The organism is Luteimonas aestuarii, assembly GCF_004357985.1.
Taxonomy (GTDB): Bacteria; Pseudomonadota; Gammaproteobacteria; order Xanthomonadales; family Xanthomonadaceae; genus Luteimonas; species Luteimonas aestuarii.
Window position 1 is genome coordinate 164,550 of the sequence record NZ_SMTF01000005.1, and the last position, 15,685, is coordinate 180,234.

At 69.6% G+C, this 15,685-nt stretch carries 14 protein-coding genes; 1 reads left to right on the top strand and 13 read right to left on the bottom strand.

Annotated elements, in window-relative coordinates; all coding sequences use genetic code 11:
* Nucleotides 1-13: 13 nt before the first annotated feature.
* From rarD to E2F46_RS09090, 8 genes are all read right to left on the bottom strand, one after another.
* The gene (rarD, locus tag E2F46_RS09055; RefSeq protein WP_133321748.1) at nt 14-925 is read right to left on the bottom strand and encodes an EamA family transporter RarD; all 912 of its coding nucleotides are present in this window, start codon (nt 923-925) and stop codon (nt 14-16) included.
* The gene (gene yedA / locus E2F46_RS09060; protein WP_133321749.1) at nt 909-1,850 is read right to left on the bottom strand and encodes a drug/metabolite exporter YedA; all 942 of its coding nucleotides are present in this window, start codon (nt 1,848-1,850) and stop codon (nt 909-911) included. Before yedA ends, rarD begins: the two co-directional genes overlap by 17 nt.
* Nucleotides 1,851-1,955: 105 nt before the next feature.
* The gene (locus tag E2F46_RS09065; protein ID WP_133321750.1) at nt 1,956-2,231 is read right to left on the bottom strand and encodes a hypothetical protein; all 276 of its coding nucleotides are present in this window, start codon (nt 2,229-2,231) and stop codon (nt 1,956-1,958) included.
* A 200-nt stretch (nt 2,232-2,431) separates the two neighbouring features.
* Entirely contained in the window at nt 2,432-4,615 is a 2,184-nt protein-coding gene (locus E2F46_RS09070) for a carboxy terminal-processing peptidase (protein WP_133321751.1), read from the bottom strand.
* Between the two features lie 248 nt (nt 4,616-4,863).
* Nucleotides 4,864-5,871, bottom strand: a complete 1,008-nt coding sequence (gene lipA, locus E2F46_RS09075; RefSeq protein WP_133321752.1) for a lipoyl synthase — start codon at nt 5,869-5,871, stop codon at nt 4,864-4,866.
* A 102-nt stretch (nt 5,872-5,973) separates the two neighbouring features.
* Nucleotides 5,974-6,639, bottom strand: a complete 666-nt coding sequence (lipB, locus tag E2F46_RS09080; RefSeq protein WP_133321753.1) for a lipoyl(octanoyl) transferase LipB — start codon at nt 6,637-6,639, stop codon at nt 5,974-5,976.
* Nucleotides 6,636-7,091, bottom strand: a complete 456-nt coding sequence (locus E2F46_RS09085) for a BLUF domain-containing protein (protein ID WP_133321754.1) — start codon at nt 7,089-7,091, stop codon at nt 6,636-6,638. Before E2F46_RS09085 ends, lipB begins: the two co-directional genes overlap by 4 nt.
* 46 nt (nt 7,092-7,137) lie before the next feature.
* A complete protein-coding gene (locus E2F46_RS09090; RefSeq protein ID WP_133321755.1) occupies nt 7,138-7,416 on the bottom strand; it encodes a DUF493 family protein in 279 nt (92 codons plus the stop codon).
* A 217-nt stretch (nt 7,417-7,633) separates the two neighbouring features.
* Between E2F46_RS09090 and E2F46_RS09095 the strand changes: the two genes are divergently transcribed.
* Entirely contained in the window at nt 7,634-8,605 is a 972-nt protein-coding gene (locus E2F46_RS09095; protein WP_133321756.1) for a CsgG/HfaB family protein, read from the top strand.
* A 116-nt stretch (nt 8,606-8,721) separates the two neighbouring features.
* Here E2F46_RS09095 and E2F46_RS09100 read toward each other — a convergent pair whose 3' ends face one another.
* The 5 genes from E2F46_RS09100 to mrdA all read right to left on the bottom strand — a co-directional run bounded on the left by E2F46_RS09100 (nt 8,722) and on the right by mrdA (nt 15,661).
* Nucleotides 8,722-9,966, bottom strand: a complete 1,245-nt coding sequence (locus E2F46_RS09100; RefSeq protein WP_133321757.1) for a D-alanyl-D-alanine carboxypeptidase family protein — start codon at nt 9,964-9,966, stop codon at nt 8,722-8,724.
* Nucleotides 9,967-10,031: 65 nt separating this feature from the next.
* Nucleotides 10,032-11,378 carry a septal ring lytic transglycosylase RlpA family protein gene (locus E2F46_RS09105; protein WP_133321758.1) on the bottom strand — a complete coding sequence of 449 codons (1,347 nt, stop codon included), beginning with the start codon at nt 11,376-11,378 and terminating at the stop codon, nt 10,032-10,034.
* Nucleotides 11,375-12,520, bottom strand: coding sequence for a lytic murein transglycosylase B (gene mltB, locus E2F46_RS09110; RefSeq protein WP_133321759.1), 1,146 nt, complete (start codon nt 12,518-12,520; stop codon nt 11,375-11,377). The genes E2F46_RS09105 and mltB overlap by 4 nt, the downstream gene beginning before the upstream one ends.
* A 67-nt stretch (nt 12,521-12,587) precedes the next feature.
* On the bottom strand, nt 12,588-13,721 hold the full coding sequence (rodA, locus tag E2F46_RS09115) for a rod shape-determining protein RodA (protein ID WP_133321760.1): 1,134 nt from the start codon (nt 13,719-13,721) through the stop codon (nt 12,588-12,590).
* On the bottom strand, nt 13,718-15,661 hold the full coding sequence (gene mrdA, locus E2F46_RS09120) for a penicillin-binding protein 2 (protein WP_133321820.1): 1,944 nt from the start codon (nt 15,659-15,661) through the stop codon (nt 13,718-13,720). Before mrdA ends, rodA begins: the two co-directional genes overlap by 4 nt.
* Nucleotides 15,662-15,685: the final 24 nt, after the last annotated feature.

The window sequence follows — 15,685 nt, forward strand, 5'->3', positions numbered from 1 at the left end:
TCGCCCTGCTCCGCTATCCACCCGCCTTCGCACTGCGCCGCGACGCCGTGATGCCATCGGCCGCATACACCGCCAGCGCGACCCAGATGCACGCGAAGCCGATCATGCGGTCGCTGCCGAACGGCTCGCGGAACACGAAGATGCCGCACAGCAGCTGCAGCGTCGGCGCGACGTACTGCAGCACGCCGATGGTCGAATACGGCACCCGGCGCACGGCGTAGGCGAATCCCACCAGCGGCAGCACGGTCAGCGCACCGGCAAACACCAGCAGGGCTTCGACCTGCCAGTGACCGGCGAGGAACGCGCCGCCGCCCTGCCCTTCGATCCACACCAGCCACGCGAGCGCCGGCAGCAGCAGCACCAGGCTTTCCACGCCCAGCCCGGCCACAGCATCCACGGCCACCAGCTTGCGCACCAAACCGTACAGACCGAACGACGTGGCGAGCAGCAGCGCGATCCACGGGAAGCTGCCGTAGTTGAAGGTCAGCCACAGCACGCCGAGCGCGGCGATGCCGACTGCCGCCCATTGCGCGCTGCGCAGTCGCTCGCGCAGCAGCAGCACGCCGATCAGCACGTTGAGCAGCGGGTTGATGAAGTAGCCCAGGCTGGTCTCGATGACATGGCCTGCATTCACCGCCCAGATGTACAGGCCCCAGTTGAACGCGATCAGCAGGCCACTGAGCGTCAGCATGGCCAGCGCGCGCGGCTGCCGCAGCGTCGCGCGCAACCAGCCGCGGCCCTGCTTCCACAGCAGCCACGCACAGACGAAGGCCGCGCCCCAGACCACGCGATGCAGCACGATCTGCAGCGACGGCACCGACTTGAGCAGGTGCCAGTACAGCGGCATCAAGCCCCACAGCGCGAACGCCGCGAACCCGGCCCACAAGCCGCGCCGGTCCAAAGTGGCGTCACCCACGCTCGGCATCCACCGCAACCGGCCGTGGCGCAGGTGCCTTGCGTGCCTTCGCCAGCGTGATCGCCACCACGCCCGCCAGCACCACCACCATCGCACCGATGTCGTGCGCGCTGAAGCGCTCGGCCGCCAGCCACGCGCCCAGCACCACCGCGATCACCGGATTGACGTAGGCATAGCTGCCGGCCAGCGCAGGCCGTACGTGGTGCAGAAGCCACACGTAGGCGGTGAAGCCGACGATGGAGCCGAACGACACCAGGTAACCCACCGACAGCGTGGACTGCCAGGTTGGCCACTGGTGCAGGCGCTCGCCCATGGCGAAACCGGCCAGCGGCAGCAGCACGCCGGCAACCAGCATCTGCGCCGCTGCGCCCATGAACGGCGACGGCAGGTCGCGGCCGCGGCTCCAGATCGACCCATAGGCCCACGCCAGCGGCGCGATCAGCAAGGCGATCAATCCCACCGGCGTGCCGGTGAGGCTGCTGCCGGCATTGAGCCACAACACCCCGACGAAACCGATCGCCAGACCGATCCATTCCAGTCCCTGCGGACGTTCGCCGCGAAGGCTCGCGAACAACCCCATCCACAGCGGTGCCGAGGCCACCGCCACCGCGGCGAGCCCCGACGACACCGTCTGTTCTGCGATGCAGACCATGCCGTTGCCGAAGCCCAGCAGCAGCACTGCCATCACCGCGACGTTGCGCCACTGCGCGCCGGTGGGCGCCGGTACACCGCGCCAGCGCAACACCGCGTACATCAGGCCGCCGGCGACGAGGAAGCGGCTGCCCGCCATCAGCAGCGGCGGCCAGCCGCCCTCCAGCGCAAGCCGGATCGCGAGATAGGTCGAACCCCAGACCACGTACACCAGCGCCAGTGCGCAGGCGACGGACATGGCGGAGGCACGCAGGGGAACAGCCGCAGTCGAATCGGCGCTCATCGCGGATACCGGGAAGGGAACAGGACGGCCGGGCCTGGCCCGGTGGCGGGATTCTACGCCCGCGGCGAACGACGGGCGTGGAACACCATGTTGCCGCGGACACGCCTATGGCACGTCGATGCGACGCAGGGGCAAGACGCATCTCTCGTGCGCGGCCTTGTGCGTCGGTCCAACGCTGGGCGACGTGGAAGGTCGCGGCATCGGGCGTTGCCAGCAGACCGCACTCGGCGCGTCGCTCCGTTCGAAGCAGGCCTTGCCGTCGACCAGCTCAGTCGCCCGCCGGGTGAACCCGGCCCGGCACGACTCCACCACACCCTTGCGCCAGGTCACCGTGCTGCCATCGGTCTCCGTGGCGAAGCTGCCGTCGGCGAAACGGCGCAAGCGCAAGGTATCGGCGTCAGCGAAACCCTACTGCGCGTGGAACGCGCCGCCATGGGGCGCCTGACCTTGCCAGCGGCCTTCGGGGACGCGTAGCGGTGCAACCTCGTCCCCGGTGAACGTTGCGGTCTCCCCCGTGTAGGCGATTGCGCTGGCGGCCGCCAGCGCAATCGCGACCGCGCGCGCCATGGTTACCGCCGTGGTTACTGCGTCCAGCGCCCTGGCGCGGTCGAACTCGGCAGCACCTGGGCCGACAGCTGGCGGTCGCCGTCGAGAAGCCGCATCGCATCTCCGAGGATCGCGGCGGACTCACGCAGCAGCGGGTCCGGACGCTTCTCGGCCGCCTTCTGCCGTGCGGCATCCTGCGCCACGTTGCGCTCGCCGGCCTGCAGGCCATCGTCGGTCTCGTCGCCCAGCGGGTCGATCGCCAGGCCCAGGCGACGACGCTCTTCCTGCCGCGCCTGGCGGCGCGCGTCCTGGCGGTCGCGCTCGGCGCGGCGTTCGGCCTCGTTGAGCGAGATCCAGGTCTTGTCACGCTCGGCACGGAACTCGGCCACGTCTTCCTTCCACCAGCGGAACTCGGGATCCTCGGCCACGCGCGCCTGGTGCAGCGACTGCAGCCGCGGCAGCAGCTGGCCGAAGTTGCCGTAGGTCTCGTGCGGCACGGCCGCGATCTGTCGCCATGGCAGCGCATTGTCGTATGTGCTCTCGCCGTACTCGGTGGCATCGACGGTCACCGGGAACGCGAGGTCGGGCACCACGCCCTTGTTCTGGGTGCTGCTGCCGCCGGGGCGGAAGAACTGCGCGACGGTCAGCTTCACGTGGCCGAAGCGCTCGGTCTCGTTGGCCGGCCAGCGGTCCAGCGGCACGATGTTCTGCACCGTGCCCTTGCCGAAGGTCGCCTCGCCGATGACCAGGCCACGACCGTAGTCCTGGATGGCACCGGCCACGATTTCCGACGCCGACGCCGAGCCGCGGTTGGTCAGCACCGCCAGCGGGCCGGTCCAGGCCACGGCGCCGCTGCGATCGCTCTCGACCGAGATGCGGCCACCGGACTGGCGCACCTGCACCACCGGGCCGCGTTCGATGAACAGGCCGGTGAGTTCGATCGCTTCGTTGAGCGAACCGCCACCATTGTTGCGCAGGTCCAGCACCACGCCATCGATGTTGTCCGACTTGTACTGCTCGAGGATGCGGGCGACGTCGCGGGTCGCCGAGGCGTAGTCGCCATCGCGCGTGCGGCGACGCTCGAAATCCTGGTAGAACGCCGGCAGCTTGATCACGCCGATGCGCTGCGCCGGCGCGCCCTGGGTGGCGGACGGGATCTCGATGATCTCGGACTTGGCGGCCTGCTCTTCCAGCCGGATGCGCGCGCGGGTCAGCACGATGCGGTTGGGCGTGCTGTCGAGCGTGGCTTCGGCCGGGATCACGTCCAGCCGCACCTGGGTGCCGGACGGTCCCTTGATCTTGTCGACCACGTCGTCGATGCGCCAGCCCACCACGTCTTCCATGGCGCCGCTGGTTCCCTGGCCGACGCCGACGATGCGATCGCCGGGCTTGAACTGCTCGCTCAACATCGCCGGGCCGCCCGCGATCAGCTCGCGGATCACCACCACGTCGTCCTGCTTCTGCAGTTGCGCGCCGATGCCCTCCAGCGACAGCGACATGCTCTGGTTGAACAGGCGCGCGGTGCGCGGGTTCATGTAGTCGGTGTGCGGATCGACGGTGGAGGTGTAGGCGTTGAGGAAGCTCTGGAAGGCATCCTCCTGGTTCAACGCGGCCACGCTGTTGGCGTAGTTCAGGTAACGGCGGTCGAGCGTCTTGCGGATCTCGTCCGGCTGTCGGCCGGCCAGCTTCAGGCGCAACCAGTCGTTGCGCACCGATTGCCGCCACAGCTGGTCAAGCGCTTGTGCATCGGCCCACTCCGCGTCCTTGCGATCGTATTCCCAGCGGTCCTGGCCGGTGAAATCGAAGATGTCGCGCTTCAGCAACTCACGCGCGCCACCCATGCGTTCGGCCACTCGCTGCTTGTAAACCGCGAACACCGCGTACGCCGGCTCGAGGTTGCCGTTGCGCACGTCCTGGCCCAGGGACGCCTTGAAACCTTCGAACCCGGCCACGTCGTCGGCGCTGAAGAACAGCTTGTTGGCGTCCAGCGCCTCCAGGTAGTGATCGAAGATCTCCTGTGGCATCGCCGCGTCGAGCGGCCGCGGGCGGTAGGCGTAACGGCTGTCCGACAGCAGGCCATAGACCAGCTTGGAGGTGGTCACCTGTTCGGTGGTCGGCGCGGACGGCAGCGCGTCGGCATCGGCGCGGGCGATCAGCCCCAGCGGCAGCACCAGGGCCAGGGCGAGCAGGACGGCGGGGAGCGGACGTGGGGCTTTCATCGCGTGGGGATCCTGAATGCGGCCAGTCGAGGATGTCGGAAGGATGTGACTGGTACCAGTGCTGAAAGTTGCATCGGCGCGACCCCGAATGTAAACCCTGCAGGCGACGGCAGCTGAACGCGCGGTCAGCGGTGTGGAGACGCGGCGATGGCCGGCCTGCACTTCACCTCGACCGAAGGCGCTGACCGTGCACCCGATCCGCCATGGCAACCCGGCCGGGAGCGGCCGGTCCGCGCGCATCTGCGCGGTCAGGCGGCGACGCCGGCCCCGGCCGCCTGCTGGTCGGCGTGGTAGGACGAGCGCACCAGGGGGCCCGAAGCGACGTGGGTGAAGCCCAGCGCCATGCCGTAGTCCTCCAGCGCCTTGAACTCGTCCGGCGTCCAGTAGCGCAGCACCGGGTGGTGGTGTGCGGACGGCTGCAGGTACTGGCCGATGGTGACCATCTCCACGTCGTGCGCGCGCAGGTCGCGCAGGGTGCCCTGCACCTGCTCCATGGTTTCGCCCAGGCCCAGCATGATGCCGCTCTTGGTCGGCACGCCGGGATGCTGCGCCTTGAACTTCTGCAGCAGGGTCAGCGACCACTGGTAGTCGGCGCCCGGGCGCACGTTGCGGTAGAGCTCGGGCACCGTCTCGACGTTGTGGTTGAACACGTCCGGCGGTGCGGCGGCCAGGATCTCCAGCGCGCGCTCCATCCGGCCCTTGCCGCGGAAATCGGGGGTGAGGATCTCGATGCGGATGCTGGGCGACTTCGCGCGCACCTCACGAATGCAGTCGACGAAGTGCCGGGCGCCGCCATCGCGCAAGTCGTCGCGGTCCACCGAGGTGATGACCACGTACTTCAGGCCCATGTCGGCGATGGTGTTGGCCAGCGCCAGCGGCTCCGACGCATCCGGCGGCTTGGGCCGGCCGTGGGCCACGTCGCAGAACGAGCAGCGACGGGTGCAGACTTCGCCGAGGATCATGAAGGTCGCGGTGCCGTGGCCGAAGCACTCGTGGATGTTCGGGCAGCTGGCTTCCTCGCACACCGTGACCAGACGGTTCTCGCGCAGCTTGGCCTTGAGTGCGGCGACGGCGCCGTTGGACGGGATGCGCACGCGGATCCACGACGGCTTGCGCAGCACCGGCGCGTCGGCGAACTGCACCGGCGAACGCGCGATCTTGTCGCCGGCCACCTGCCTGGCGCCGGGTACCAGCGACGGCGCGGCATCGGTGGCGACGACGGCAAGCGGGATGGCACGGGAAGCAGGCGAGGTCATGGCCACGGGCTCGGCGGATCGAAACGGCATTGTAAACGGTGCCCACGCAAGCGCCGGGAGTGGCGCTGGAACACTGCCATGCCGGGGGTGGCACAGGGCAAGTCAGGCCGCATCGGCGGCATCGAACGCGGGTGCCGGCGCGGCTTCGAGCCGCAGCCCGAACTGGCGCGCCAGCTCGTCCAGCAGGACCGGCTTCACCGCCTCCAGCGCCGACGGTCCACCGAGGTCGTGCGTCGAGGTCACCGCCAGTCCGGCATAGCCGCAGGGGTTGATGCGCCGGAACGGCTCGAGGTCCATCGCGATGTTGAAGGCCAGGCCGTGGAACGTCCGGCCGCGACGCACGCGGATGCCGAGCGCGGCGACCTTGGCGTCGCCCACGTACACACCGGGCGCGCCCTCGCGGCGCACCGCGATGATGTTCCACTCCAGCAGCGTGTCGATGATCGCCTGCTCGATCCGGCAGACGTAGTCGCGCACCCCCACCTTCAACCGCTTGATGTCGAGCAGCGGGTACACCACCAGTTGGCCCGGCCCGTGGTAGGTCACCTGCCCGCCGCGATCGACGTGCACCACCGGGATGTCGCCCGGCATCAACACGTGCTCGGGCTTGCCGGCCTGGCCGAGGGTGAACACCGGGTCGTGTTCGACCACCCAGAGTTCGTCGGGCGTGTCGTCGGTGCGCGCGTCGGTGAACGACTGCATCGCGCGCCAGACCGGTCCATAGGCCTGGCGGCCGAGGTCCCGCACCCGGGCAGGCATGTCGCTCATCGCGTCGCCACGCCCGGGGCCGGCGGGGCTCCCTCGCCGGCCAGGAAGCCGCGCATGGTGGCGGCAATGCCGCTGCTTCGATCCCCGGCCCGTGCCAACAGCTGCAACGCACCGGCATCGGTCACCAGCCCGGAGAACACATCCTTGCCGTCGATCTGCGGCGCCTGCGCATAGCCCATCTGCCAACCGGGCATCATCCGCTCCACGCCATCCGCAATCTGCAGCATTTCCACCTCCCGGTGCCGCGGATCCTGGGCGATGCGCGCATAAAGCATTTCGACGTCGGTGCGCGCGCCTTCCAGCAGTTGCATGAACAAGCCCTCGCGAAACAGCAACAAGCCGGTGACGCCTTGCGCGCCGTTGTACCGGCGTGCCGCGAGCAGCAGCCGCAACAGGTCATCCGTCCCGAATTCGTAGGCCTGGCGGCTGCGGTAGAGCAGGCGACGGATCACGCGATGCCCCGGCGTGGGCCAGAACGCCGGCGACCGGCGATGGCTCCTACAGCGTCCACTTCACTTCCGGATGCCCACGCAGCGCCTCGTGCGCGGCCTCGTACTGCGCGCGATCCTCGGCGTGGAAGCTCAGCTTCACCGACACGTACTTGCCGCCGGTGGACTCGCGCCACGAGATGGTCTCGTCCAGCACGCGCAGCCCGGCGGCCATCAGCAGGCGGGGGATCTCGGACTCGAGCCCCGCGGTCGCCGATCCCATCGCGGTGATCTCGAACGTGCCGGGGAACTGGAAGCCGTGTTCAGGATTGTCGGATTTGATTTCCATGGGCGGATTATCGGGGTGCAGGGCATCAATCCCAAGCATCGCACGCTGGCCTCGGCTGGTCCCGCAAGACGTTCGTTCTGTCGAAGCAGTTCGCTTTGCCTGCCGGCGAACGCACTAGAATCGAGCCCGACGGTGCCGCATGGGGGTCATGCACGGGGCATCGCCAGGGGCCCCGCGGGGCAGGACAGATCCATCTCCAGAGAAGGAAGCAATGCCCATGACATTCCGTATCCATGCGCTTGCGGTCGCGTTGACCGTCGGCACCGCCACCCTGCTCGCCACGCCCGCCGCCGATGCCCAGCGTCGCGGCAGCGCGCAAGAGGAGCGCCAGCAGAAGACCGCCGAGATCCCGACCTGCGCGCAGCCGCTGGGCGCGATTGCGGTCCTCGAGCCCGAAGGCACCAACTGGTGGACCGGCCAGCAGCTGCAGTCGCCGGCCGCGCTGATCAAGATGTACGTGCAGCGTTCGCGCTGCTTCACCCTCGTCGATCGCGGCCGCGGCATGGCCGCGATGCAGGCCGAGCGCGAGCTGGCCTCCGGCGGCGACCTGCGTCGTGGCTCGAACATCGGCCGCGGCCAGGTCCGTGCCGCCGACTACGTGCTGGTACCCGATTTGATTTCCCAGAACGCCAATGCCGGCGGCAATGCCGTCGGCGCCGTGCTGGGCGGACTGCTGGGCAGCCGCAACGCCAACCTCGGCCGCGTGGCCGGCGGCATCAACCTGCAGCGCAAGACCGCCGACGTGATGCTGACGGTTACCGACGTGCGCTCGTCCGAGCAGGTGGCGATGACCGAGGGCCATGCCACCAAGACCGACCTGGGCTGGGGTGGCAGCGGCAGTTTCTGGGGCGGCAGCGGCTGGGGTGCGGCCGGTGCCTCGGGCTACAGCAATACCGAGATCGGCCAAGTGCTGGCGCTGGCCTACCTGCAGGCCTATACCGACCTGGTCGCCCAGCTCGGCGGACTGCCGGACAACGCGTCCGCGGCCAATGTGCACCAGGCCGTGACCATGACCCGCACCGGGCGACTGCTGAAGAACGCCAACGGCAGCGGTGGCGCCGTGCGCGACCTCGACCCGGGCATGATGCTGTACCCCACCGGCAACAAGGAAGGCACGATGTGGGAAGTCGAGGACGAGCTGGGCAACAAGGGCTGGGTGAATTCCACCCTGCTGGAGCTGTCGCGCTGAGCGACGCCGTCCGGCGATGAATGCAGGAAGGGCCGGCAATGCCGGCCCTTCTTCTTCGTTGCAGTGCCCTGGCGGCAGGCATCCGCACGCGCAAGGTCGCGCGTGCGCGGCCCGGCTCAATCCGAGTTCCACCACATCAGGAACTCGTGCCACAGGCGCTTGAAGAAGCCGGCCTGCTCCACCGCTTCCAGCGCCACCAGCGGACGCTCGGCAATGACTTCGCCATCCAGCGTGACGCGCACGGTGCCTACCTGCTGGCCCTGCTCGATCGGCGCGACCAGCTGCGTCGGCACGTCCATCGACGGCTGCAGCTGTGCGTACTTGCCACGCGGCATGGTGACCAGCAGCGGCTCGGCCACGCCGAGGTTCACTTCGTTGGCCTTGCCCTTCCACACGCGCTGCGTGGACACGGTGGTGCCTGCGTCGTACAGGGCGTGGGTTTCGAAGAAGCGGAAGCCCCAATTGAGCAACGCCAGCGAATCAGTGGCGCGCTGCGCTTCGCTGGTCGAGCCCATCACCACCGACACCAGGCGCTGGTCGCCGCGCTTGGCCGACGCCAGCAGGCAGTAGCCGGCGCCGGAATGGTGGCCGGTCTTGATGCCGTCAACGCTGTCGTCTCGCCACAACAGCAGGTTGCGGTTGCGCTGGGTGATCGGGCCGACGGTGAATTCCTTGATCGCGTTGTAGGAGTACTCCTCGGGGAAGTCGCGCGCCATCGCGCTGCCCAACAGCGCCAGGTCGCGCGCGGTGGAGTAATGGTCGGGCTCGGACAGGCCGTGCGAATTGACGAAGTTGGAGTGCTTCATGCCGATGCGCTTGGCATAGGCGTTCATGAGCGCGGCGAAGGCGTCCTCGCTGCCGGCGACGTGCTCGGCCAGCGCGATCGCGGCATCGTTGCCCGACTGCACCACCATGCCCTTCTCCATCTCCAGCAGGGTCGCGGTCTGGTTGACCGGGAAACCGCTGTAGCTGCCGTCGGTACGCGCACCACCCTTGCGCCAGGCGTTCTCGGTCATCATCACCTGGTCGTCGGCGCTGACCTTGCCGGCCTGCATTTCCGCGGCAATGACATAGCTGGTCAGCACCTTGGTGATGCTGGCTGGTTCGACGCGCGCATCCACGTTGTGCCCGGCCAGGATCTGGCCGGTGGCGTGGTCCATCAGCAGCCAGGCATTGCCAACGATCTCGGGCGCCGGCGGAACCGGCAGGTCGTCGCTCAGCGCCGGCTGCGCGGAGATCGGTGCGGGTGCGGGCGTTGGCGTCTGCGCGATGGCCAGCCCGGCAACGGCAATGCAGGTGGCGACGAGGGCGGCAAGGCGCGCCGAAGCGCGGGCACGTGGCGACAGGCGGAACAGGTTCATCGGCAATACGGGCTCTTCAGTGCACGGCCGCTGGTCGCAGCCGTGGGAGGACAGGAGGAATGAGTCTACTCGCGCACGATCTGGGGCGTGCCGAGGCCGAGGGCGGCGATCCGTGCAGAAAGTTGCGAGACACCCGCAGGTTCGACGCCGCCCACGCGCACACGCCACAGCGCGCGGCCATCGCGTGCCGCGTCCTGCACGCTGGCACTGGCAATGCCGGCGCCATGCAGCGTGGACAGCACGCGCTGCGCGTTGTCGCGCTGCGAGAACACACCGACCTGCAGGGTCAGGCCCCCGGCGGAAAGTGCCGGCGTTGCGGCGGCCACCGGCGTAACGCTTGCCGCAGGCGGCGTCGACGGCGGGCTTCCGCTCGCCACCGGCATGGCAGTTGGCGTGGCAACCGGCGCAGCGGCCGCTTGCGCGTCGATGCGTGCCTGGCGCTCGCGCATCCAGGCGTCGAACTCATCGGCCGTGCGCACGCGACCATCCTGCAGCAGGGTGAAGCGGTTTTCCTCGCGCCCGTAGCCGGGGTGGTCTGCGGCGCGCGTGCTGGCCGCGGGCGGGCTCGTCGCGGCCACCGGGGCGACCGGCGTGGCGACACTGGCAGGTGTTGCCGCGGCAGGCGCGGCGGCCAGGGGCGTGACGGCAACGGGCGGCGGCGCCGGCAATGCCTGCACCAGCCCGTCCAGCCCACTCGACGACGGTGCCGCGGCCTGCAGCGTCGGTTGGGCCTGCCCGGGCGTCAGTCCCCGCACTTCGACGCGACCGGTGCCCTGGCGGTGGATGTCGAGCTTTACCGCGGCGGCATAGCTGAGATCGATCACGCGACCTTCGTGGAAGGGCCCGCGATCGTTCACCCGCACCACCACCGAGCGGCCGTTGTCGAGGTTGGTCACCCGCGCGAAGCTGGGCAACGGCAGCGACTTGTGCGCGGCAGTGAAGGCGTACATGTCGTACACCTCCTGGTTGGAGGTGCGACGGCCGTGGAACTTGTTGCCGTAGTAGGAGGCGATGCCGGTCTCGACGAAGCCGTCGGCACTGTCGCGCACTTGGTAGGACCGGCCCAGCACGGTGTACGGCGTGCGGTTGCCGACGCGCGACAGCGGCTCGTGCGCCACGACCGGTTCGGGGATGCACTCCACCCTCGGCAGGTAGTCGGGCACGGTGTCGCTGACACCGGGCTTGTACAGCCCGCCGGCGACGTAGTCGCCACGCGTGGACAGGTCTTCCTGCATCGCCGGATACGGCGACACGCCGGGGATGCAACCGGCAGGCACCGGTGCCGGCACGTGCGTGGTGATCGGCCCGCTTGCGCCGCCTGCGACTCGCGCCGCAGGCGCATCGGGCTTCTTGGGCGCGCCGCTGCACGCGGCCAGCAGCAGCACCGCCAGCGCGGGCCACGCCGCCTTCATCCTGCGCCGCTGCCCTGGCGGATGGACTGCGCCAGCTGGTGCACCGCCAGCGAGTACATCGGCGAACGGTTGTAGCGCGAGATCACGTAGAAGTTGCGGTAGGCGATCCAGTGCTCGGGACCGGACGCGCCCTGGAAGTTCAGCACGGTGGCACCTTCGGCGACCGGCTCGCCCGCGAGCGGGCGGTAGCCACGCGCGGCCAGCTGCGACAGCGGATGCACCGGGTCCAGCGTGTCCGGCTGGAATGGCTCGCGGCCCGGCTCCAGCGACGCACGCGCCACCACCGGACCGCCGCGCTCCCAGCCATGCACCACGAAGTAGTTGGCGATCGAGGCGAACACGTCCGGCAGGTGGGTCAGCAGGTCGCGGCGGCCGTCGCCGTCGCCATCCTTCGCCCACAGCCGGTAACTGGACGGCATGAACTGGCCCAGGCCCATCGCGCCGGCGTAGCTGCCCTTGAGCGCGAGGATGTCGAGCTGCGGCTCGGCCTTCTCCAGCGCGAACAGCTGCGCGAGTTCGCCGGCGAAGAACGGCGCGCGGCGCGGGAAGCCGAACGCCAGGGTGTACAGCGCATCGATCACGCGGTGGTTGCCGGTGACACGGCCGTAGCTGGTTTCCACGCCGATGATCGCCACGATCATCTCCGCCGGCACGCCGGTCTCGGCGGCGATGCGATCCAGCGCCACGCGGTTCTGGCGATAGAACGCGATGCCGCCGTCGATGCGCGCCTGGTTGATGAAGATCGGGCGGTACTCGTGCCACTGGCGCACCGCCTCGGCCGGGCGGTTCATGGCGTCGATGATCGACTGCCGGTGCTGCGCCTGCGCCAGCGTGCGGCGGATGTGCGCGCGGTCCACGTCGTAGGTGGTGGCGGTGTAGTCGACAAAGGCGTCGACCCGCTGCTGCAGCGGGAGGTCCGGGTTGGTGACCGATTCCGGCGCCACCGGGCGCTCGGGTGGCTGCGGCACCGGCGGCAGCAGGCCATTGCCTGCCGCGGGCGCTGGCGCGACGGCATCCCCCGTCGGTTCGGCGGCATCGGCCGCAGCGGCGTCGTGTTCGGTGGAGGTGGCCTGGGTCGCGCAGGCAGCAAGCGCGAACGGCAACAGGCAGGCGATCAGGCGTGCAGGTGTGCTGGAATTCATCGGCGGCGAGGGTACCACGCGGCATCGCATGGACGACGCGCGCTGGCGATGCCGGTTCGCGCCGCGGTCATCTTCCGCGCTTGGCCGGTCCCTGCGCGCGCACCGCCATCACCACGCCCATGCCGGCCAGCAGCGACACCGCCGCGGTACCGCCGAAACTCAGCATCGGCATCGGCACGCCCACCACCGGCAGCAGGCCGGACACCATGCCGCCGTTGATCACCACGTACACGAACAGCGCCAGCCCGAGCGTGCCGCCCAGCACACGCGCGTAGCCGTCGCGCGCCTCGGCGGCGATCCACAGGCAGCGGCCGATGATGAAGCCGTACAGCGCCAGGACCGTGACCACGCCGATCCAGCCGAATTCCTCGGCCAGCACCGCGAAGATGAAGTCGGTGGTGTGCTCGGGCACGTAGTCCAGGTGCGACTGCGAACCCTTGCCCCACCCCTGCCCGTTCCAGCCGCCGGAACCGATCGCGATCTTCGACTGGATGATGTTCCAGCCCGCGCCCAGCGGATCGTTCTCCGGATCACGGAAGGTCAGGATGCGGTCGCGCTGGTAGGCCTGCAGCATCGGGAACCACGACATCGGCGCGAACAGCGCCAGCAGCGCCGCCACCGCCGCACCCACGCCGCCCGCGATGAACCACCACCACGACAGGCCCGCCAGGTACAGCGCGAACACGCCGCTGGCCAGCACCAGCATGGCGGTGCCGAAATCCGGCTGCAGCAGGATCAGTCCTGTCGGCAGCGCGATCACGGCCACGCCCGCCAGCACTTGCAGCGGACGCGGCGGCAACGGCCCCTGCACCAGCGTCCACGCCGCCATCATCGGCAGGCACAGTTTCATCAGCTCGGCCGGCTGGAAGAAGAACACGCCCAGGTTGATCCAGTGCGCGCCGCTGCGTCCCGTGCCGATGAACAGCACCAGCACCAGCGGCAGCAGCGACAGGCCGTACACGAACGGCGTGGCCCGTCGCAGCAGCGGCACGGGCACCCGCGACAGCACCCACAACCCGCCCAGGCCAACGACGTAGCGCGCGGCCTGCGACTGCACCACCGCCATGTCCTGGTTGGTCGCACTGCTCAGCAGCGCCAGGCCGATCACCATCAGCGCCACCAACGCAGCCAGCAGCAGCCAGTCCAGCGTGCGGGTCAGCCGCAGGAACATGTCGAACAGCCAGCGCAGGATGGTGTTCACGGGCGCGCCGCCTCCGTTGCCGGACGCGACGCCGGGTCCGCAGCGGCATCCGCGGGCTCGCTATCCGACGGATCGACGGGATCGGTCACGCCAGCCTCGATGGCTTCCGACTCCGGCACCTCCGGCATCGTGCCGACGATCCAGGCATCGAAGATCCGGCGCGCGATCGGCGCCGCCGTGGTGCCGCCGTAGCCACCGTGCTCCACCACCACCGCGACGGCGATCGTCGGGTCTTCGGCCGGCGCGTAGCCGACGAACAGCGCCTGGTGGCGCAGGTGGTACGGCAACTGCCGCGGATCCATGCGTGCAGTGCCGCGACGGCTGATGCGCTGCGCGGTGCCGGTCTTCCCGGCCATGCGGTACTCGGCGCCGCGGGCCATCGCGGTCGCGGTGCCGCGGCCGTGGATGGTGTTCTCCATGCCTTCCCGTACCGCGCGCAGGTGCATCGCGTTGTCGGTGATCGAGGCGGTGGCACCTGCAGGCACCTCCTGCCAGGGCTGGTCGAAGCCCTCGCGCGTCTCCGCCGCCAGCCGCAGTTCGCGCAGGGTACCGCCGTCGGCGATCGCGGCGGTGCCACGCGCCAGCTGCAGCGCGGTGGCGATCCAGTAGCCCTGGCCAATGCCCGCGATGACCGTTTCGCCCGGATACCACGGCTCGCGCGTGCGCGAGGCCTTCCACTGCGGCGACGGCACCACGCCCGCGTTTTCGCCCACCAGGTCGATGCCGGTCGGCTGGCCGAAGCCGTAGCGCACCATGTATTCGTCGAAGCGCGCGATGCCCATCTGGTAGGCGAGCTGGTAGTAGTAGTAGTTGATCGAGCGCGAGATCGAATCGCGCAGGTCCACCCAACCGCCCGCGCCGCCGGCATCGCGATAACCACGGCGCTGGCCAGGGATGAAGAATTCGCCGGTCGAGAACACCCGGCTTTCCGGCGTGCGCATGCCGCTGTCCACGCCGGCCAGCGCCACGAACGGCTTGATCGTCGATCCCGGCGGTCCGCCGCCCAGTACGTTGCGGTTGAACAGCGGCCGCGCCGGGTCATCCATCAGCCGCCGGTAGTCGGCATGCGGGATGCCGTTGACGAACAGGTTGGCGTCGAAGCTCGGCAGGCTGACCATGCCCAGCACCTGCCCGGTCTTCGGGTCCACCGCCACCGCCGAACCATGCAGTTCGCCGAACGCGGCCACCATCGCCCGCTGCAGCTCCAGGTCGATGCCCAGCCGCAGGTCCGCGCCGGCCTTCGCCGGCACCATGCCGATGGTGCGCAGCGCGCGGCCCTCGACATTGGTTTCCACCTGCTCGTAGCCGATGCGGCCGCGCAGCTGCGGGTCGTAGTACCGCTCCAGGCCGGTGCGACCGGTGTGCGGGAACAGCACCTGCGAAGCGCCGTAGCGCTGCACGTCGTTTTCGTCGGTGCGCCCAACGTAGCCGATCACGTGTGCGAACAGGTCGCCGTGCAGGTAGCGGCGGGTCAGGTAGGGCACCACTTCCACGCCGGGGAATTTCCAGCGGTCCACGGCGAAGCGCGCGACCTCCTCGTCGCTCACGCGCGCCTTCAGCGTGATCGCGCGGAAGCTGCGGGTGGCACGGCGCTCGCGATGGAAGCGTTCGATCTCCTCCGGCGTCAGCTCCACCACCTGGGCCAGCGCCTCCACCAGCGCCTGCACGTCGCCGGCATCCTCCGGCGTCACCTCCAGGCGGTAGGCGGGCACGTTGTCGGCCAGCAGGCGGCCCTGTCGGTCGTAGATCAATCCGCGCGCGGGCACCACCGGCCGCGGCTTGATGCGGTTCGCTTCCGAGCGGCGCGCATATTCCTCGTGGTCGACCACCTGCAGCTTGAAATACCACGCCGCCAGCACGCCCAGCGCCAACAGCACCACGCCGAACCCCACCAGCGCGCGCAGCCGGAACTGTGCCGCCTCCGCGGCGGGGTTGCGCATGCGCTGCGAGCGACGTGCCACGGC